Origin of the sequence: Micromonospora sp. WMMD964, from assembly GCF_029581455.1 — a bacterium.
In the GTDB taxonomy this organism is placed as follows: Bacteria; Actinomycetota; Actinomycetes; order Mycobacteriales; family Micromonosporaceae; genus Micromonospora.
Genome location: NZ_CP120860.1, coordinates 2,162,461 through 2,181,782, shown reverse-complemented (window position 1 = coordinate 2,181,782; position 19,322 = coordinate 2,162,461). Strand labels below are relative to the sequence as shown.

Sequence of the window (19,322 nt, the reverse complement as noted above, 5' to 3'; positions counted from 1 at the left end):
TCAATCGGTTCGCGAGAAGCCGCGCCGACTTTCTCGACGCGGCCTCCGGCGACGCTCAGCGGATGGTCAGGGCAACCAGTCGGGACGCAGCGGGTAGCCGCTCACCCCGTCCGGGCCGTTGTGCGTGGCCAACACCTGGTGCAGCTGGATGCCGTTGCGCTCGAACGCCATCCGCGACCCGGCCATGTACAACCCCCACACCCGAGCGGTGCCCGCACCCACCTCGGACACGCAGAAGTCCCAGTGCTCGACCAGGTTGCGGCACCACGCGGCCAACGTCAGCGCGTAGTGCTGGCGCAGGTTCTCCTCGTGGTGCACCTCGAACCCGGCGTCGTGGATCTCGCTGACCAGCCGGCCCGGACCGGCCAACTCACCGTCCGGGAAGACGTACCTGTCGATGAACGCGCCGGAGCGGTGCGGCGCCCGATTGTCCGCCCGGGTGATGCAGTGGTTCAGCAGCCGCCCACCCTGGCGCAGCCGACCGCGCAACGCCCCGAAGTAGCTCGGGTAGTTGCGCACCCCGATGTGCTCGGTCAACCCGATCGACGAGATGGCGTCGAACTGCTCCGGCGGCGCGTCCCGGTAGTCCAGGTGCCGCACCTCGGCCAGCCCGGTCAACCCCTCCCGCTCGATCGCCGCCTGCGCCCACTGCGCCTGCGCCTTCGACAGGGTCACCCCGAGCGCCTTGACGCCGTACTCCCGGGCGGCGTGCCGCACCATGCCACCCCAGCCGCACCCCACGTCCAGCAGCCGCATCCCCTTCTTCAGCGCCAGCTTGCCGGCGACCAGGTCGTACTTCGCCGCCTGAGCCTGCTCCAGCGTGTCGTCGGGAGACCGGAAAACCGCGCAGGTGTACGTCATCGACGGGCCGAGCACCTTCTCGTAGAAGGCGTTGGAGACGTCGTAGTGGTGCGAGATCGCCGTGCTGTCCCGAACCCGGGAGTGCCGCAGCCCGTTCATCACCCGCTTCCACCGAGGCTGCGCCTCCTGCGGAGGTGCCGGTGGCGGCATCAGCCGCTCCCAGCCCAGCCCACGGACCAGCGTCAGCCCCTCGGCCAGCGACGGTGGGCGCAACCGCAGCTCGTCCTTGAGCACCCGCAACGCCTCGTACGGGTCACCCGGGTGCACCCCCTGCAACGCCAGGTCGCCACTGACGTAGGCCCGGGCCATGCCCAGGTCGCCAGGGGCGGTGAGCAGGTACGACAGGCCACGCTCGGAACGGATCGCCAGGGTGATGCCGGCGTCGGACGGGCCGACGGCACTGCCGTCGTACCCGGTGATCCGAATCGGCAGTGGTCCCGTGGTGACCGCGCGGACGATGTCCGCGACGGTCGGACCCGTGCGCCGGCCCCCCGCCGGCGGGGTGGCGGGAACGCTCGCCGCCCCTTGATCTCTGTCGGTCAGGCTCATGCTCGTGCTACCGCCTTTTCGTACAGTCCCGTCAGCCGGTGGTCCGGGTCGTAGCGGTCTTTCACCGCCCGCCACGTGTCGCCGCCGTACAGGCGGTCGAAGGCGTCCCGGTCGTAGTACGCGTCGGAGTAGAGCGACTTGTGCCCGCCCGCCTCCGACACCCTGCGTTCGATCGTGCGATTGACGTCGCCGTCGGCGGCGCCCGGCGCGATCGGCACGCTCCCCCAGAACCCGATGTTGACGTAGTCCTGCCCCGGCCGGAGCGGATACAGCGGCCAGGACCGCGCCGAACCGGGCCCCGCCGGCTCACGCAGGCGCAACGGACACAGCCACACCGGGTTCATCCCCACTGTGCTGGCGAACCAGCGCAGGAAGTCAGCCGTCTCGTCCAGCGGGATCTCCACGTCCTGCACGACCCGCTCCCGGGCCGGCTGGCCGCGCAGCCGGTCGATCCGGGCCGCCACCTGGTGTCGGTGTTCGAGTCGGACGAGCCGGTGGTAGAAGTCGCTGCGCCGGTAACGGGCCGGCCAGAGCCGACGTACGACCGGGTGCTGCGCACCGAACGCCGCCGAGCACCAGAACCAGTCGGTGTCCCAGCGCCACAGATAGTCGTACGCGGTGAGCACGTCGCGGGTGCGCCGGCGCAGCGACCGGTAGTAGATCTCCTGACCGGTGTAGTCGCTGGGCGGACCGGCGGCGTCGGTGAACGTGGCGAACACCAGGTACGCCTCGCCGGGGCTGAACATCACCCCGTCCATCGCGTCGACCGGCTCCCCGGCCCAGGAACGGGTCGCGGTCACCTCCGCGATCGCGTCGGTGAGCGCCTCCAGTCGGGTGAACCGGACGTTGCGCAACGCCACGTACCGCCCGACCGGTTGCAGCTCGATGCGCAGCCGGGTGGCGTAACCGAGGCTGCCCAGCGAGTTGGGGAACGCGGTGAACAGGTCGGCGTGCTCCCCGTCGGGTCGGGCGGTGACGATCTCGCCGGAGCCGGTGAGGATGTCCAACTCCCGGACCGACTCGTGCGGCAGGCCGTTGCGGAACGAGGTCGACTCGATCCCGAGGCCGGTCACCGCGCCGCCCAGCGTGATGGTGCGCAGCTGCGGCACCACCAGCGGCATCAGCCCGTGCGGCAGCGTCGCGTCGACCAGGTCCTCGTACGTGCACATGCCCTGCACGTCGGCGGTACGGCCGGTCGGGTCGACCGACAGCACCCCGTTCAGGGCACTCACGTCGAGGCCCGGGGTCCGGGGAGCGGACCGGGGGCGGAACAGGTTGGAGGTGCGTTTGGCCAGCCGGACAGGCTCGCCCGTGGGCACCGCGGCGTACGACCGTCGCAGCGTGTCCACCGCTTGATCATGGTCAATGGGGTGATCCACACGCTCAGCGCGCATGTGATCACCTTACGCTCGCGTTTCGGAAACCGTGGGATGTCGACGAGGGCAGTTTCCCGTCCGGCCCCGGGTGAGGCGGTTACCGTGGCGGGCATGCCATCGCCCGCTATCACCGCCCTGGACACCGCCCGACTGCCATATCGGCTGGTCAGCCACGGTGAGGTCGGCAGCCTCGCGGAAGCCGCCGCCGCTCAGGGCGTGGCCGTCTCCGACGTGGTCAAGACCATCGTGGTCCGTCGGGGTGCGGATGATCACCTGTTCGTGCTCACCCCCGGCGACCGGGTCATCTCCTGGCCCAAGCTGCGCGCGCTGCTGGGCGTGCAGCGACTCTCCATGCCCGACGCGGCGGGGGCACGGGCCGCCACCGGTTACGAACGCGGCACCATCACCCCGTTCGGCGCGAGCACGGCCTGGCCGGTGATCGCCGACGAGCGGCTGCGCGGCCGGGAGATCAGTCTGGGGGCCGGCGTTCGTGGTCTCGCCGTCGCGGTCGACGCCGACGCCGCCATCGCCGCGCTCGACGCCACCGTGGCCGACGTGACCGACCCGCAGCCCGCCCGCTGAGCGCTGCCGTCGCCGCCGGACTGGCTCCGGCGCGCCGCCGTGGGCGAGGATGGCGCCTATGTCCGCGCCCCAGGAACGCCCCGAAGCCGCCGGCACCGTCTACGGCGGGCGACCGGCACCCCGCCCCGGGCCGCTGTCCGATCCGCTGCTGCGGGTCGCGGTGGCGGTCGGGGTCGTCGGCGCGCTCCTGGGGGTGCTCTTCGCGACCGGGCTGTTCGACGGGGACGACGAGCAGCAGGTTCCGGCGACGGTCGGCACGCCGTCCATCCCGGCGGAGCCGACCGAACCGGCAGCCGAGCCGAGCCCGACCGAGCCGACCGAGCCGTCACCGACCACCCCGGCCGGGCCGCCCACCGGGCCGAGGGTGCTCCGGGTCGCCTCCGGACTCTGCCTCGGGCTCGACGGCGACGGCAAGGAGGCCGAGGCCCAGGTGGCGGGGTGCAGTGGCGGCCCGGAACAGCAGTGGGTGGTCAACCCGATCGGCGCGGACGTGGTGACGCTCACCAACGCCGCCCACGGGCAGTGTCTCGACGTCGAGGGCGGCAGCCGGGACGACGGCGCGAAGATCCTGCAGTACCCCTGCCACGGCGAGGCCAACCAGCAGTGGCGGCTCGCCGCGACCGGCACCGGCCCGGTGCTGCTGGTCGCGGTGCACAGCGGCCGGTGCGCGCAGGCCGACGACGACGGCGTCGAGGCGGGCGACGAGGTGCGGCAGCGGTCCTGCGACGGCCGACCGGCCCAGCAGTGGACCCTGGGCTGACGGCCCGGCCTCAGCCCCGGAAGCTCCACGCCCTGGGCGCGGTCGCGGCCGCGAGCACGGCCTCCGAGACCGGACGGCCGGGTCGCCGACGCAGCAGCAACGACAGTCCGGCCGCGCCGATCGACAGCGCGCCCGCGACGTACCAGGCCATCGCGTAGTCGCCGAGCCGATCCCGGACCAGTCCCGCACCGGTCGCGGCGAGCGCCGCGCCGAACTGGTGTGCGGCGAACACCCACCCGAACACCACCGCTCCGGCCCCGCCGAAGTACTCCCGGCACAACGCCACGGTCGGCGGCACGGTGGCCACCCAGTCCAACCCGTAGAAGACGATGAAGACCAGCATGCTCGGCTGGGCGGTGCCGGTGAACAGGCTCGGCAACACCAGCAGGGACAGCCCGCGCAGCGCGTAGTACATGCCGAGCAGCAACCGGCTGTCCACCCGGTCGGTCAGCCAGCCGGAGGCGATGGTGCCGACGATGTCGAAGAGCCCCACCAGGGCGAGCAGCCCGGCGGCGGTGGTCTGCGGCATGCCGTGGTCGTGCGCGGCCGGCACGAAGTGCGTACCGACGAGGCCGTTCGTCGTCGCGCCGCAGATCGCGAACCCGCCGGCCAGCAGCCAGAACGGACGGGTCCGGGCCGCGGTCGCCAACGCGCCGAGGGCCCGGGTGGCCGCGCCGCCGGTCGCCGGTGGCGCCGCGACGACCTCGGTCGCGCCGTAGGCGGGCAGCCCGAGATCCGCCGGGTGCTCGCGCAGGAACCACACCACCAGGGGTACGACCGCCAGGGCGGCTCCGGCCACCACGAGTGCCGCCGTCCGCCACCCGTGGTCGCGTACCAGGATGGCGATCAGTGGCAGGAACACCAGCTGCCCGGCGGCCCCGCCGGCGGTCAACACCCCGGTGACCAGGCCCCTGCGGTGGACGAACCAGCGCCCGGTGACGGTGGCCACGAACGCCAGCGCCATCGAGCCGGTGCCCAGCCCGACCAGCACTCCCCAGCAGAGCAGGAGCTGCCAGCTCGCGTTCATGAAGACGGTCAGCCCGCTGCCGGCGGCGACCAGCAGCAGCGCCGCCGAGACCACCCGGCGGATGCCGAAGCGGTCCATCAGGGCGGCGGCGAACGGCGCGGTCAACCCGTAGAGCAGCAGGTTGACCGAGACGGCCGCGGAGATCGTGGCCAGTGGCCACCCGAACTCCTCGTGCAGGGGGTGCAGCAGCACCGAGGGTGTGGCGCGGAAACCGGCCGCGCCGACCAGCGCCACGAAGGCGACGGCGGCGACCAGCCAGGCGGGGTGCAGACGGCGGTACGTGGTCACCGGACCAGTCTGTGCGCGCCCCACCGCGGCGACGAGTGGCCGGAAAGCCATCATGCGCAATAATCGGGCCATGACCGTTCGCCCGCACCGGATCGCCGTACTCGCCCTGGACCAGGTCGTCGGCCTGGACCTCGGCACCCCGTCCCAGGTCTTCAGCACCGCCCGGGCCGCCGACCAGACGCACTTCTACGACGTGCGGGTGTGCACCCCGGGCGGGCGGCCGGTCCGCAGCACCGCCGGCTTCCAGGTGGTCCCCGACCACGACCTGGAGCTGCTCGACACCGCCGACACGGTGATCGTGCCGGGCATCCAGGCCGGTAACGCGTTGACCCTGGGCACCATCGAGCCGGAGGTGACCGAGGCGCTGCGCGCGGCGCACGAGCGGGGTGTCCGGATCGTGTCGATCTGCACGGGAGCGTTCGTGCTGGCCGCCGCCGGGCTGCTCGACGGTCGTCGGGCGACGACCCACTGGGCGTACGCCGAGCGGTTCCGCCGCCTGCACCCCCGAGTGGACCTCGACCCCGGTGTGCTCTTCATCGCCGACGGTCCCGTGCTCACCTCGGCCGGGGTCGCCGCCGGGATCGACCTCTGCCTGCACGTCATCCGCCTCGACCACGGCAGCGAGGTGGCCAACCGGGCGGCCCGTCGCTGCGTGATGCCACCGTGGCGGGACGGCGGCCAGGCGCAGTACATCGAGCGGCCGGTGCCCAAGGCCACCGACACCAGCACCGCGAGCGCCCGGGAATGGGCGCGGCAGCGACTGCACGAGCCGATCGCCCTGCGAGACCTGGCCGGGCAGGCGCGGATGAGCGTGCGCACCTTCACCCGGCGCTTCCGGTCGGAGACCGGCCTGAGCCCCGCGCAGTGGCTGCTGCAACAACGCACCGACCACGCGAGACTGCTGCTGGAGACGACCGACCTCACCGTCGACCAGATCGCCCACCGCTGCGGCTTCGGCACCACCGCCGCCCTGCGCCAGCAACTGCACCAGCGCATCGGCGTGGCACCGTCGACCTACCGCCGCACCTTCCACCCACGCCCCGAGCTGATCGACACCTGAGCCGAGCCCTGCCGCCAAACCACCGGCGCAGCCGCTCACCACCACCAGCAGCAGCCGCCCACCGCCGCTGCATCCGACCGCACCACCCCACCGCACGACCGGCCACGCCGCCCCCGCCGATGCTGCTGGCGTCGGCGCGGCAGCGGGCATCGCAGCGATGAGCGATATACCTCTGAGTCATATTTATGACTCAGAGGTATATCGCTCATCAGACCGTTACCCCGGGGCCGCCCGCTCCGCCGGACGACGAGCCCGACCGGTCGACCCAGAGGCTGAAGCCGCCCAAGGGCCCGGGTCACCCACCGGCCGGGGCCGAACATGGCCGAGCGCTCAGGCGCGGAGCATCCGGAGTTGGGCCTGATGTTTGGGCAGGTGGACCCGGGTGTGCAGGTCCAGGGTGCGGGACCACGGCAGCGACTCGTCCACGATCAGGTCGAAGCCCTCACGCAGGTGCGTCTCGACCGGCGTCTCCGCCGCCAGGCCAAGCTGGTCGACCAGCCCGCACAACCGTTCGCTGGTGCCGTGCAGCAGCGCGGTGAGGCCCCGCAGACCGCCCTGCTCGGCGGCCAACGCGTCGAGTTGCGGGCGGTGCACGTCCTCCTCCATCTCGTAGTACGCGAACGGCGACCCGGCCAGCAGCGCCTCGGTGGCCTGGATCATCAGCTCGTCGTTGGCGACCAGGTGGGCGACGATCTGCTCGGCACTGAGCTGCCCCTCCGGCGCCGGACCGAAACCGCCGGCGTCCACCTCGGCGAGCAGCGCCCCGTAGGCCCGCCGCAACCCTCCGCTCTCCGCCATGCCCCCAGTCAACCCGCAACGCGGGACGTTAGCGGCGGGATTGGCGGGAGCGGAGGTAGTCGGAAACCACGTACTCGCCGAGGTCGTCGGTGTCCGGCGTGAACATGCGGCCCCGGCTGCGGCGGGCCACCGCGTCGACGAAGCGCCGCAGACCCGGGTCGTCGCCGAGCATGAACAGGTTGAGCGTGGCGCCGTACCGACTCAGCCGGTCCACCTCACGGACCGTCGCCTCGATCGTCTCCGGGAGCGGCGGCCAGTGGAACAGCGCCTCCCCGTCGTCCGGGTCCAGGTGCGCGGTGGGCTCCCCGTCGGTGACCACCAGCACCACCGGCTCGGCGTCCGGGTGCCGGCGCAGGTGTCGACCCGCCAACCGCAGCGCGTGCTGGAGGTTGGTGCCCTGCTCCAGGTCCGGCTCGACGGCGGCCAGCTCCTGCTGGGTGAGCGTCATGGCCTCCCGGCCGAAACCCACGATCTGCAGGGCGTCCTGCGGGAAACGCGTCTCCATCAGGTGCGCCAGCGCCAACGCCGTCTGCTTCATCGGCCCCCAACGACCCTGCGAGATCATCGAGTACGACAGGTCGACGCAGAGCACCACCGCCGCCGAGGCCCGCTTCTCGGTCTCCACCACCTCGAAGTCGTCCACAGCGAGCTGCACGGGGACAGTGGGCCCGGCCCGACGGACCGCCCGGGTCAACGTCCGGACCACGTCCAACGGCTGCTCGTCGCCGTACTCCCAGGGTCTCGACCCGCCGCTGACCTCGCCGGCGGCCCCCGCGGAGCGCAGGTCGTGCTGGCCGCGCGGCCCGGCGGTCAGGTCCGCGAAGACCCGGCGCAGCGCCGTCCCGCCGAGCCGGCGCAACGCCTTCGGGCTCAGGGTGAGCCCGTCCGCGTCCCGGCTCACCCAACCCTGCCGGCGTAGCTCCCGCTCCAGTTCGCGCAGCCGGCGGACGTCGTCGGCCGCGTCCCGTCCCAGCGTGCGGGCCACCGCTTCGACGTCCACGTCGTCCAGGGTCGCTCCCGGGTGTTCCTGGTCGAGCTGGTCCAGCAGGTCGTCCAGCTCACCGATCTCGCCCAGGGCTCCGGCCGCGTCGGCGTAGCCCAACTGTTGCTCGCCGCGGACCCGCTCACCGCGCCCCCACCGTAGATCCGGGCGCAGCGCCCGCAGGTTCGCGTCGAGTGCGGACAACTCCCCCGCGAGGCGGTCACCGAGCGACTGCTGCATCAGACCGGCCAGCTCGGCGCGCTGCCGGTCGGACAGCGAGTTCATCAACCGCTCACCGGCCGCCGAGCGGCGGGCCAGCACGTCGATCAACTCGTCGACCGTCTCCGGCTTCTCCGGGAAGAAGTCGCCGTGTCGCCGCATGAACTCGGCGAACGCGTCGGTGGTGTCCTCCGCGCGAGCATGCCGGGCCAGCAGGTCGTTCAGGTCGCCCATCATCTCGGCGAGCCGTTGCTGGGCGGCCGGGTCGGCGGACGCCCGCACGGCGTCGCGCAGCCCGGCGAAACGCTGACCGAGCACATCGTCGCGGAGTTGATCGAGAATCTGCTGGTACGAGCGGCGGGCGTCGTCGCTGGCCCACTGGTAGCCGGACAACTCCTCCACGGCGCGCGCCGTCGAGCGGGGCAGGTTGTCCAGCACCGACTCGGCGAACCGCGCGCCGTCGTCGTCGCGGCCCCGCAGCTCGTCCCGCTCGGCGGCGAGGGCCTGGTCGAGCAGGGCCTGCGCCCTGGTCACCGCGCCGTCCAGGTCACCGCGACGAAGCGCCTCCCGGCGCAGCCGCCGGGCCCGGGCGGCCAGGTCGTCCAACCCACCTCGCCCCTTGGGGCCACGGCGCAGCAGATCGCGCAGCGCCTCCCGGAGGCTGCCGCCGGCCAGCACCTCGGCGCCGACCGCGTCCACCGCCTCCCGCACGTCGTACGGGGGTGCCAGCGGGTCGGGCCCGCCGGTCCACTGCCCGTACCGGAACCGGTTGCCGGTCACGGTCAGCCCCGGCCGCCGTAGACGGTGCGCCCGGAGTCGGTGACGTCCTTGCCGAGCCGGCGGGTCAGGTGCAGCCCTTCCAGCACGAACTCGACGGCAGCGGCCGCCTCCTCCGGGGTGGGCGCGTCACCCAGGCCGAGCCGGTCCAGGACCTTCGCCAGACCGGGCACGGTGCCGACCTGCCGCAGCAACTCGGCGGCGCTGACCAGCTCGCCGGTCTCGATCGCCGCGCCGTCATCGACGAGCGCCGTGAAACCGGACAGGTCCAGCCCGGACAGGTGCGCCCGGAACGTCTCGGCGGTCGCGGTACGCAGCAGGTGCGCGAGGATCTCGATCTCCCGCCCCTCCTCCCCGCTCTCGAACTCCACCTTGCCGCGCAGGGTGCTGGTCACCGACACCGCGTCGCCGACCCGAGCCACCGCCGCCTCGGGGCGACCCTCCTGGTCACCGGCGGCGGCGAGCAGGCCGGAGCGGCGCAACGCGGCACCGGCGACGGTCTCGGCGGCGGCGATGGCGAACCGGGCGGAGACGCCGGAGCGCGGGTCCACCGACGGCGACTCCCGTACCGCGCGGGCGAAGCGCGCCAGGACCTCCAGCACGTGCTCCGGCACGTCGGCGACCAGGTCGGCCTCCTGACGGATCAGTGCCAGCTCGAGGGCCAGGTCGACCGGGTAGTGGGTACGGATCTCCGCGCCGAACCGGTCCTTGAGCGGAGTGATGATCCGGCCCCGGTTGGTGTAGTCCTCCGGGTTCGCGCTGGCGACCAGGAGCAGGTCCAGCGGAAGCCGCAACTGGTAGCCGCGGACCTGGATGTCCCGCTCCTCCAGCACGTTGAGCAGGGCGACCTGAATCCGTTCGGCCAGGTCGGGCAGCTCGTTGACGGCGAAGATGCCCCGGTTGGTGCGAGGCACCAACCCGAAGTGGATCGTCTCCGGGTCGCCGAGGGTGCGACCCTGCGCGATCCGGATCGGGTCGACGTCGCCGATCAGGTCGCCGACGCTGGTGTCCGGGGTGGCGAGCTTCTCGCCGTAGCGCATCGAGCGGTGCAGCCAACCGACCGGCAGCTCGTCGCCGGCCTCGGCGACCCGGGCACGGGACGCCGGCGTGAGCGGGTGCATCGGGTGCTCGTTGAGCACCGAGCCGGGGATGACCGGGGTCCACTCGTCGAGGAGCGCGCCGAGCGAGCGGATCAGTCGGGTCTTGCCCTGGCCGCGCTCGCCGAGCAGCACCATGTCGTGCCCGGCGAGCAGGGCCCGCTCGACCTCGGGCAGCACGCTGTCGTCGTAGCCGACGATGCCGGGGAAACGAACCTCGCCGGAGCGCATCCGGGCGAGCAGATTGTCACGGAGTTCCTGCTTGACGGTGCGGTACTGGTGACCGGCCGCCCGCAGCGCGCCGAGCGTGCCGGGCAGGTCGGCCGGTGGAACCGGGTTTACCGGGTTAGGCGCAGTCACCCGCCCCACGCTAGCTCACGCCGGAGTCGACCCACGCCAATACGGAAAGTGATATCCGAGACGCCCTCTGGATGCGCCGATCGGCGGGCTGTGGCACGTGGTCTCCGCCCCTATACTCACGGTTAGCTCCGCCGCTACGGCCGCCGCACAATGGTCGTGACCGACGGGGTCACGGCCCGGCCATCCGATGGTCAACCTCTCCCGGCGCGGAGGTGCGGTGCTGTACTTCTTCCTCAGTTACGCGAGGGGCGACGAGGACGCACTGGTCCAACGTCTTTACGAGGACCTCAGCGCAGAGGTACGGCTGATCGCGGGTCTACCCCGCGACGAGCGGGTCGGTTTCGTGGATCGGACCATCCTCCTGGGCGAGCGATGGCCGCAGCGGCTGGTCGAGGCGCTGAGCACGTGCCGGTCCTTCCTCGCCCTGATGACCCCGAGGTATTTCCAGAGCGAGGCCTGCGGCCAGGAATGGCAGATCTTCGCCGACCGCACTGCCCGCTTCGACCAGCAGAACGGCGTGGACAGCTCGCTCCTCAAACCGCTGATGTGGATTCCGGCCCGACCCGGCCGCATCCATCCGGTCGCGTCCCCGTTGCAATACTCCTCCCACAGCCTCGGCGACCTCTATCAGCGGCTGGGAGTCCGGCAGTTGATGCGGCTCCAGCGGCACAGCGACGACTACCGCACGTTCCTCTTCGAGCTGGCCAACCAGATCGTGTCCAGCGTGGAGGAGCATCCGCTGCCGGACGCCCAACGCTCCATCGATCTCCGGTCCATCGTCAGCGCCTTCCACCGCCCCGCAGGTGCCGGGCAACTCACCGCGGACGTCGACCAGTTCGCACCGATGCTGGTCCACTTCATCGTGGCGGCGTCACACCGGGACGAGATGAGCACGGTACGCCAACACGTGAACACCTACGGCGACCGCGCATTGGCATGGGCGCCGTACGGACCGCCGTTCCCCGACCCGGTCGTCGACTACGCGCGTGAGATCGCCGCCGACCACAGCTATCGGTCGACGGTCGTGGACCTGACCGAGCTGGCCCGCCGCGCCGAGCAGGCGGCCCGTTACAACCAGATCATGGTGCTGATCGTCGATGCCTGGCTGACCCGCCTGCCCGAGCAGCGGCAGTCGCTGACCGCCCATGCCGCGGCCGCCCTGCGCGACGGTGGCACCACGGCGGTGCTGATCCCGAGCAGTCGTGACGACACCGAGACCCGAGAGCACTGGCAGTCGCTGTCCCGCGCCTGTCGGGAGATCTTCGACGAGTTGGCCTCGGACGACGAGCTGTACCGATCCAACATCCTCACCCACCGCGCCTTCCAGGAGGAGCTGCCGGAGGTGCTGGAGGTCGCCCGTAACCGGGTGTTCAGCCGAGGAGCGGTGCACCGGCCTCCGGGCCCCGCCACCGACTCCCGACCGCCACGCATCGAGGGGCCCTGGGGGGCGGAAGGCGACGACACCGCAGCGGAGGACGGCCGTGACGACGAGCGCTGATCCGGGCATCACCGGCGACGGTGTCGAGGGTCGAATCATCACGTTCTACTCGTACAAGGGCGGCACCGGCCGCACCATGGCGCTCGCCAACGTGGCCTGGATCCTGGCGTCCAACGGTTACCGGGTGCTCGCTGTCGACTGGGACCTGGAATCCCCCGGTCTGCACAAGTATTTTCACCCGTTCCTCCTGGACAAGGACCTGCGAACCTCGACCGGGGTCATCGACATGGTCCGTGACTACGCCGAGGCTGTCGTTCGACCGTTGGAGGAGACGGAGGACGAGGACTGGCTGGGCAGCGCGGCCGACGTACTGCACCACGCCGTCTCGCTGCACTGGGACTTCCTGGCTCCCGCCACGGCCGTCCGGCCCTCCGCTGGTCCGACTACCCGGGGCAGTCTGGACCTCCTGCCGGCCGGCAGACAGGACACGGCGTACACCAAGGCCGTCAGCACGTTCGACTGGCAGGCGTTCTTCGAGAAGTTGGGCGGCAACAGCTTCCTCGACGCGCTGGCCGCCAGCATGCGGGAGCACTACGACTACGTGCTGATCGACAGCCGCACCGGGGTCAGCGACGGCGCCGGCATCTGCACCGTGCGACTGCCCGATGCCGTGGTGACGTCGTTCACGCTCAACGACCAGAGCATCGACGGAGCCGCCGGCGTCACCCGCTCCATCATCCGGCAACGCGGCGACCGACCGATCCGGATCCTGCCGGTGCCGATGCGGGTCGACAACGCCGAGCAGCTCAAGTTGGAAGCGGGGCGTGACCACGCGCGCCGCCGCTTCGCGCCGCTGCTGCCGCGCACCTCACCTGAGGAGAGCGACAGATACTGGGGCGAGATCGAGATTCCCTACCAGCCCTACTACGCGTACGAGGAGATCCTGGCGGGGTTCGGCGACCGGGCCCACCACGAGGGCACCCTGCTCGCCGCCTACGAGCGACTCGCCAAGGCGATCACCGAGAACGCCGTCGACAGCCTGCCGGCGATAGAGGATCGGCTGCGCCGCCAGTGGTTGGCCAAGTTCGAGCGGCAGCGCATCTCCGGTGCGACACCCGACGTGTTCATCAGCTATGTCTCCCTCGACCGGTCCTGGGCCGAATGGGTCCGCGACGAGCTCCGTTCGGCAGGCCTGCACACGGTGATGCGGGAGGTCGACTTCCCGGCCAGCCCTGGTGGCGGGGCGGCGACGGCCGTCGGTTTCAAGGACGCCGCCCGGCTGGTGGTGCTGCTGTCCCAGGAATACATGCAGTCGCCGAACGCCGGCGAGTTGTGGTCCCAGGCCACCACCTTCGAGGCGGGCAGCGGCGGCAACTTCCTGGTGCCCGTCCGGCTGGACAATTCCCGCGCGCCAGCGGTGTTCCTGGAGCGGGTCCCGGTGGACCTGGTGGGCGCCACCGAGGAGGAGGCCGCCAGCCGGTTGCTCGAAGCGCTGGACCACCCCGCCCGCCCGGCGACCGACCCGGAGGGCGCCGGGCAACGCCGACGCTTCCCGGGCAACGAACCGCCGGTCTGGCGGGTGCCGTTGCCGCGTAACGTCCAGTTCGTCGGCCGTAGCCCGCTGTTGGAGGAGATGCGCGACTGGCTGTCGTCGGCCGAGGCCAGGCACACCCCGCTCGCGCTGCATGGTCTGGGCGGCGTCGGCAAGAGCCAGATCGCCCTGGAGTACGCCTACCGCTTCCGCGCCGAGTACGACGTCGTCTGGTGGATCTCCGCACAGCAGCCGAGCGTGATGCGGCTCGCCCTGGCCTCGCTCGCCGACCGGCTGGCTGCCAAGGCGGACACGCCACTCGGGGGCAACGTCGCCGAGCGGGTCCAGTGGGTGCTGGACGCCCTGCGTCGGGGCGACCCGTACCGGCGGTGGCTGTTGGTGCTGGACAACGCCGACGACCCCGCCGAGTTGCACGACCTGATGCCGCAGGGCTCCGGGCACGTGCTCGTCACCACGCGCAACCACGTCTGGGCACGGCATGCCCGCAATCTCGAGGTGGGCGCCTTCGACCGGGCTGAAAGCACCACGTTGCTGCGTCGGCGGATTCCCCGCCTGCCCCTGGCCGACGCGGAGATGGTCGCCGCGCGCCTGGGCGACCTGCCGCTCGCCGTGGAACAGGCCGGGGCGTGGCTGGCGACCACGGGCGAGTCGGCCACCCAGTACCTGCGGCGGCTACGCCGCTACCTGCCCGGCATGCTCTCCGACGAGTTGCCCACCGACTACCGGCAGACCGGCGCGGAGCCGTGGCTCGTCTCGCTGGAGAGCCTGCGGGAGCGCAACCCTGCGGCGGCGAAGCTGCTGGAGGTCTGCGCGTTCTTCGCCGCCGAGCCGATCCCGATGTCGCTGCTCTACGACGACAGCTTCATCGACGTGCTGCTCCCCTACGATCCCTCGGTTCGCGATCCCCTGCTCATGGGGCGCGCGTTGCGGGATGTCGGCCGATACTCGTTGGCCCGCATCGACAACGTGCGCGGACGCACCTCGGACCGCGGTGACGACGGCAACCAGGCCAGCCTTCGTATGCACCCACTGGTGCAGGAGCTGATCCGGGAGTCGCTGTCCGACGAGGTCAAGGCGGAGAACCGGCGTCACGTGCACGCGATCCTCGCCGCCGCCAACCCGAAGGACCCCGACCAGCCCCGCAACTGGCCGATCTACGCCGACCTCTGGCCCCACCTGCTGCCGTCGAAGACCCTCAACTCACCGCAGCCGGAGGTTCGGCAACTGTTGCTGGACGTGGCCCGGTACATGTGGACCCGGGTCGACTTCGCCACCTGCTCCGAGCTGGCCGAGAAGGCGATCGAGGCGTGGCGGGCGGAGCATGGCGCGGACGACCCGCCGACCCAGATGATGCGCTTCCACCTCGCCAACGCGCTGCGCCTCGAAGCCCAGTACCAGGCCGCGTACGACATCGATCAGGACGTGTACCAGCGGCTCTCCGACACTCTCGGCGAGAACCACGAGTACACGGTGATCGTGGCCGGCAGCCTCGCCGCGGACCTGCGCGCGCTGGGGTTCTTCGAACGGGCGCGCGAGTTGGACACCCGGACGGAGGAGTTGGCCCGCGAGGTGTTCGGCGAGGAGCACTCGCGGGCGCTCATCGCCGCGCACAATCTGGCCCTGTCGCTGCGTCTGGTCGGCGACCTGCGCGGGGCGTTGCGGCTCAACGAGCGCACGTTGACCCGCCGCCGCGACACCCTCGGGCCGATGCATCCGTTCACTCTTTTCTCCGAGGGGCAGTACGGCCGGGACCTCCGCGACACCGGTGACCTCAGCGAGTCCCGACGGGTCCTGGAGGCGGCCGTGCAGGCGGACCGGCAGGTGCTCGGGGAGGAGGACAGCGAGACCCTACGGGCGAGCAAGAGCTACGCGGTGACCCTGCGGAAGCTGGGTGAGTTCGAGCGGGCCCACGCGTTGAGCGCGGACGTGCTGGTCCGGTCCCGCCGCCGGCACGGTCCCGATCATCCGGACGTGCAGGCCGCCGCGATGAATCTGGCCTGTGACGAGTCCGCCCTGGAGGACGACGCGGGGGCGCTTCGCCGGGCGCGCCCGGTGTACCGCTGGTATCGGGATGCGATGGGCGAGGACCATCTGTTCACCCTGGCGTACGGCAACAATCTGGCCATCTTCCTGCGGAAGGCCGGGGATCTGGACGCGGCGTTCGCGTTGTCCGACGAGGTCGTCAACCGGTTCACCGAGCAGATCGGTGCCGACCACCCGTACACGCTGGCCGCGAACATCAACCTCGCCAACTGTTGGTACGGGCGTCGGGAGTTCGCGGCGGCCCTCGCCACCGACCAGGACTGCTACGAGCGGGCCCAGCGCATCCTCGGCCCGTCGCACCCGGACACTCTGGCGGTGGCGAACAACTTGGCCACGAGTTTGAGTGTCGCCGGGGACCACCGAGGCGCCCGCGCCCTGCGCGACTCGGTGATGCCGCTCTTCCGCCGTGTCCTGGGCGAGCACCACCCGAACACCATCGCTCTGGTCGAGGCGAACCGCCTCAACTGCGATCTGGAACCGCCACCGACGTGACCGAGGGTTCTCCGTCGGGTTCGATGCCCGGTGCCGCCACGCAGGTCACCGGCGCGAGCCAGCGGGCCAGCTCCAACGGGTCCTCGGGGTGCCCGTCCGTACGCAGCTGGCGGTAGACCGCGCGGCACAGCTCGGGGTCGGCCCCGCCGGTCTTCTGCGCCGCCGCCAACCGCTGTTCGGCGAGGGCCAGTCCGACCCAGGCGGACAGCAGTTCCGGGTCGACGCACACCTGCCGGCGGTAGCTCTCGCGCGCGGCGAGGTCATCCCCGGCGGCGAGGGCGAGGTCCCCGTCGGACGCCGTGGGCAGTGCGTCGACGAGGGGTTCCGCGCCGGTACGCAGCCGCCTGAACCGCTCCGGATCGGTCAGCCGTAGCCGGACCAGGTCGAGTCGCGGGCTGAGGCTCAGCCAACGGCCGTCGGCCGGCTCCACCCGCAGCACGACGGTGACGGCGGGGCACGGCAGTCCGGCCGCACGGGCGGCGGCGAGCTGGTTGACGACGTGTGGGTCGGGTCGGCGGTTCCGCAGCCGCCAGACCGTCCAGTGGTCCTCGGCGGCCTCCCGGGCGAGTTCGGCCGCTCCCTGATCCACCGGGTCCCGCCAGTCGTCGATGACCCGCCGCAGGCCGGCGACGAACTCGCGGCCGGCGGGGGTCAGGCGGCCGAACGACTCGATGTCCGCGCAGGTGCGGGACACCCGGTCGCGCCAACGGGCGAACTCCACCTCGGCCATCCGGGCCGGGCCGCCGCTGAGCAGCGCGCGACGACCCCGCCAGAACTCGGTCACCGCGATGAACGCGTACACGCCCTGGAGGGCGGCCCCGAGAGGGCGCGGGTCGTCGCGCCAGGGGGCGTAGTAGTACCGGCGGTCGTCGCGGTCGTAGAGGGGTTCGACGTCGAGCGTCGCACCGAGCTTGGCGTGCTGGAACTCGTGCAGCAGGCCGAGCGCGAACGCCTGCCCGTCGATCGGACGGGTCATCGAGACCGAACCGAACGCGTCCATGCTGGTGACGTTGACCCCGGCGCTGACCGAGTCGGCGACCAGCGGCACGAGCCAGCCCAGTCCCTCGGCGATCGCCTCGGCGTGCCGGCGGTGGTGGCGTACCAGGATCGGCCACGCGTCGTCGAGCAGCCGTTGCCACTCGGCGACCTCGGCGGGTGTGAGTCGCTCGGCGGCGCAGAGCCGGTGCCGGTCCCGGTAGGGGTCGAGGTCGTCGAGGGTGATCCGCAGCGTCAGCCCGTCGGCCGTGCTGCGCAGTCGGTGCAGGCCGGACCAACCGGCTGTCTCCGCGCCCGGCCCCGCGTCCGACGGTGCAGCCGGTGACACCTCGACCGGCCCGATCAGGAGCCGCGACCCCACCCGCGAGATGGTCACCCGCTGCGCGCCCCCGACCCGCGCCAGCCCGAGCGTGGGCAGGTAGACGGCGCCGTCGCGCGGCACGACACTGAGCTCGAAATCCATTCCGGCCCGGAGGGCCGCCACCGCGGCGAGCGACCCGAGCGCTGTCAACTCGGCTTCGACGGGCGGTTCCGGCGCCGTCTGCACCAGCAACCCGCCGGTCGTACGGCCGGCTGCCGCGTCGGGCGCCGGAGCGGACGGCGTCGGTGAGCGCAGTCGCCGGAGCGCGCTGGCCAACCAGGCGCCGGTGTGCGGCAGGGCCAACACCGACGGCCCCGCCTCGGGTGACCGGCCCGCCGCCGTCGCCCAGAGCCGGAAGTGCCGGTGGGTCTCCTCCGAATCCACGGTGTCGAGCAGGACGCGCAACTGGAGCATGCGTTTGCTCACCTGGCCGTCGCGCAGCAGTCGGATGGTCCGCTGGTCACCGAGGCCGGCCGCGAGCGCCGCGAGGTCGTCGGAGGTGAGCCGGTGGTATCCCGTCACGAGCCCCCCCGGGGCATGGCTGCCAGGTCCGTTCGGAGGCGTCGCTCGACGTGGGCGATGAGGTGCAGAAGGTCGGGACAGTAGACGGAGGGGTTGGCGAAGCTCCCCGCCCGGTACCGGTGCGGATAGTTGCCGCCACCGCAGACCCGGTGCACCGGGCACGTACGGCAGGTGGCGGCGAGCGCGTCCACCCCGATCTGGCGGGCGATGACAGCGGGGTGGTGCAGCACGTCGTCGAAGGTGTCGGTGAAGACGGTCAGGTCGGTGCCGACCGCGCCGGGGTAGGTGGAGCGCAGCGTGTCCACCTGCTCGTACGCCCCGTCGGTGTTGATCACCACGGCGGCCACGGGGCTCAGCCCGAGGGACTCTGTTCGGCTGCGCCCGCCGAACAGCAGGTTGATGAGTTCCTCGAAGAGTCGGACCCGGGTCAGTCGGGGCGAGGTGTCGTACCAGGCGTCGAAGGCCGCCGCCAACCAGGTGCCGTAGGGGCTCCGGTCCGCACCTCGCCGTGGCGGCGGCGCCTCCCAGTTGGCGTGCGGGAGCAGGAAGTCCACCATCGGCGGCCGGTACGACAGCAACGCCTCGTAGGTCTGTCGGGGGTCGGCGGCGAGGTCCACGACGCAGAGCACACCGGCGTACGCGTCGGGCCGCTCGGCGAGCAGGCGCAGGGCCCGGTCGACCTCGTCGTAGCTGCTGCGGCCCGACGCGTACCGCCGGTGCCTGTCGTTCGCCGTCCGGTCGCCGTCGAGGCTGACGCCGACCCGCACCTGGGCGTCGGCGAGCAGGGCGAGGGCGTGTCGGGTCAGGAGGGTGCCGTTGGTCTGCACGGTGATCTGAGCCTGCGACGGGGCGAGTGCCTCCCGGAGTCGGCTCGCCATCCGGACCAGGTTGGGGGCGCCGACCAGGAGCGGTTCGCCGCCGTGCAGGACGATCCGTACGGCGTTCTGTCGGTGGGCGTGGACGTGTTCGCGTATCCGCCGGCAGACGTGGTCGAAGACGTCCGGGGCCATCAGCAGCGGGTCGGCGAGGGCGCTGCGGTCCGCCAGTTCGTACATGTAGCAGTAGTCGCAGGCCAGATTGCACCGGCTGTGGACCTTGAGGATGAACTCCGAGAACGGGACGGGCCGTGGGCGGGTGGACACGCCGCCCTCGGCTACCGTGGCGGCCCCCGTCGAGCCGCGC

The 19,322-nt window shown here is 71.9% G+C and carries 13 protein-coding genes; 5 read left to right on the top strand and 8 right to left on the bottom strand.

Annotation, left to right across the window (positions count from 1 at the left end; translation table 11 throughout):
* Positions 1–66: 66 nt before the first annotated feature.
* Positions 67–1,410, bottom strand: coding sequence for a class I SAM-dependent methyltransferase (locus tag O7616_RS10240; protein ID WP_282306570.1), 1,344 nt, complete (start codon positions 1,408–1,410; stop codon positions 67–69).
* Positions 1,407–2,804, bottom strand: coding sequence for an FAD-binding oxidoreductase (locus O7616_RS10235; RefSeq protein WP_282306569.1), 1,398 nt, complete (start codon positions 2,802–2,804; stop codon positions 1,407–1,409). Before O7616_RS10235 ends, O7616_RS10240 begins: the two co-directional genes overlap by 4 nt.
* A gap of 93 nt (positions 2,805–2,897) precedes the next feature.
* Between O7616_RS10235 and O7616_RS10230 the strand changes: the two genes are divergently transcribed.
* Positions 2,898–3,368, top strand: a complete 471-nt coding sequence (locus O7616_RS10230) for a YbaK/EbsC family protein (RefSeq protein ID WP_282306568.1) — start codon at positions 2,898–2,900, stop codon at positions 3,366–3,368.
* Positions 3,369–3,426: 58 nt separating this feature from the next.
* Positions 3,427–4,128, top strand: coding sequence for an RICIN domain-containing protein (locus O7616_RS10225; protein ID WP_282306567.1), 702 nt, complete (start codon positions 3,427–3,429; stop codon positions 4,126–4,128).
* Positions 4,129–4,138: 10 nt separating this feature from the next.
* On the opposite strand, the gene O7616_RS10220 is transcribed toward O7616_RS10225, so the two are convergent.
* The gene (locus O7616_RS10220; protein WP_282306566.1) at positions 4,139–5,494 is read right to left on the bottom strand and encodes an MFS transporter; all 1,356 of its coding nucleotides are present in this window, start codon (positions 5,492–5,494) and stop codon (positions 4,139–4,141) included.
* Position 5,495: 1 nt separating this feature from the next.
* On the opposite strand from O7616_RS10220, the gene O7616_RS10215 reads away from it, so the two are divergent.
* Positions 5,496–6,503 (top strand): helix-turn-helix domain-containing protein, encoded by a 1,008-nt coding sequence (locus O7616_RS10215; RefSeq protein ID WP_282306565.1) that lies wholly within the window; start codon positions 5,496–5,498, stop codon positions 6,501–6,503.
* A 330-nt stretch (positions 6,504–6,833) separates the two neighbouring features.
* Here O7616_RS10215 and O7616_RS10210 read toward each other — a convergent pair whose 3' ends face one another.
* From O7616_RS10210 to O7616_RS10200, 3 genes are read right to left on the bottom strand one after another with little or no spacing between them, the layout of a single operon-like run.
* Positions 6,834–7,301, bottom strand: a complete 468-nt coding sequence (locus O7616_RS10210; RefSeq protein WP_282306564.1) for a hypothetical protein — start codon at positions 7,299–7,301, stop codon at positions 6,834–6,836.
* Positions 7,302–7,329: 28 nt separating this feature from the next.
* A complete protein-coding gene (locus tag O7616_RS10205) occupies positions 7,330–9,282 on the bottom strand; it encodes a VWA domain-containing protein (RefSeq protein ID WP_282306563.1) in 1,953 nt (650 codons plus the stop codon).
* A 2-nt stretch (positions 9,283–9,284) separates the two neighbouring features.
* Positions 9,285–10,745: a sigma 54-interacting transcriptional regulator gene (locus O7616_RS10200; protein WP_282306562.1), complete on the bottom strand. Its 1,461-nt coding sequence runs from the start codon at positions 10,743–10,745 to the stop codon at positions 9,285–9,287.
* 208 nt (positions 10,746–10,953) lie between these two features.
* Here O7616_RS10200 and O7616_RS10195 point away from each other — a divergent pair, with 208 nt between their 5' ends.
* Together O7616_RS10195 and fxsT are read left to right on the top strand one after the other, a co-directional pair.
* The gene (locus O7616_RS10195) at positions 10,954–12,234 is read left to right on the top strand and encodes a TIR-like protein FxsC (protein WP_282306561.1); all 1,281 of its coding nucleotides are present in this window, start codon (positions 10,954–10,956) and stop codon (positions 12,232–12,234) included.
* The gene (gene fxsT, locus O7616_RS10190) at positions 12,218–16,261 is read left to right on the top strand and encodes an FxSxx-COOH system tetratricopeptide repeat protein (RefSeq protein WP_282306560.1); all 4,044 of its coding nucleotides are present in this window, start codon (positions 12,218–12,220) and stop codon (positions 16,259–16,261) included. The genes O7616_RS10195 and fxsT overlap by 17 nt, the downstream gene beginning before the upstream one ends.
* Here fxsT and O7616_RS10185 read toward each other — a convergent pair.
* Positions 16,230–18,140 (bottom strand): HEXXH motif domain-containing protein, encoded by a 1,911-nt coding sequence (locus tag O7616_RS10185; RefSeq protein WP_282306559.1) that lies wholly within the window; start codon positions 18,138–18,140, stop codon positions 16,230–16,232. The genes fxsT and O7616_RS10185 overlap by 32 nt on opposite strands.
* Entirely contained in the window at positions 18,137–19,282 is a 1,146-nt protein-coding gene (locus O7616_RS10180; RefSeq protein ID WP_282306557.1) for an FxsB family cyclophane-forming radical SAM/SPASM peptide maturase, read from the bottom strand. The genes O7616_RS10185 and O7616_RS10180 overlap by 4 nt, the downstream gene beginning before the upstream one ends.
* Between the last annotated feature and the right edge of the window lie 40 nt (positions 19,283–19,322).

What these genes read in the sequence shown, in the direction of transcription:
- O7616_RS10240 (WP_282306570.1), bottom strand. Translation starts at nt 1,410, where the DNA reads ATGAGCCTGACCGACAGAGATCAAGGGGCGGCGAGCGTTCCCGCCACC.
- O7616_RS10235 (WP_282306569.1), bottom strand. Translation starts at nt 2,804, where the DNA reads ATGCGCGCTGAGCGTGTGGATCACCCCATTGACCATGATCAAGCGGTG.
- O7616_RS10230 (WP_282306568.1), top strand. Translation starts at nt 2,898, where the DNA reads ATGCCATCGCCCGCTATCACCGCCCTGGACACCGCCCGACTGCCATAT.
- O7616_RS10225 (WP_282306567.1), top strand. Translation starts at nt 3,427, where the DNA reads ATGTCCGCGCCCCAGGAACGCCCCGAAGCCGCCGGCACCGTCTACGGC.
- O7616_RS10220 (WP_282306566.1), bottom strand. Translation starts at nt 5,494, where the DNA reads ATGGCTTTCCGGCCACTCGTCGCCGCGGTGGGGCGCGCACAGACTGGT.
- O7616_RS10215 (WP_282306565.1), top strand. Translation starts at nt 5,496, where the DNA reads ATGCGCAATAATCGGGCCATGACCGTTCGCCCGCACCGGATCGCCGTA.
- O7616_RS10210 (WP_282306564.1), bottom strand. Translation starts at nt 7,301, where the DNA reads ATGGCGGAGAGCGGAGGGTTGCGGCGGGCCTACGGGGCGCTGCTCGCC.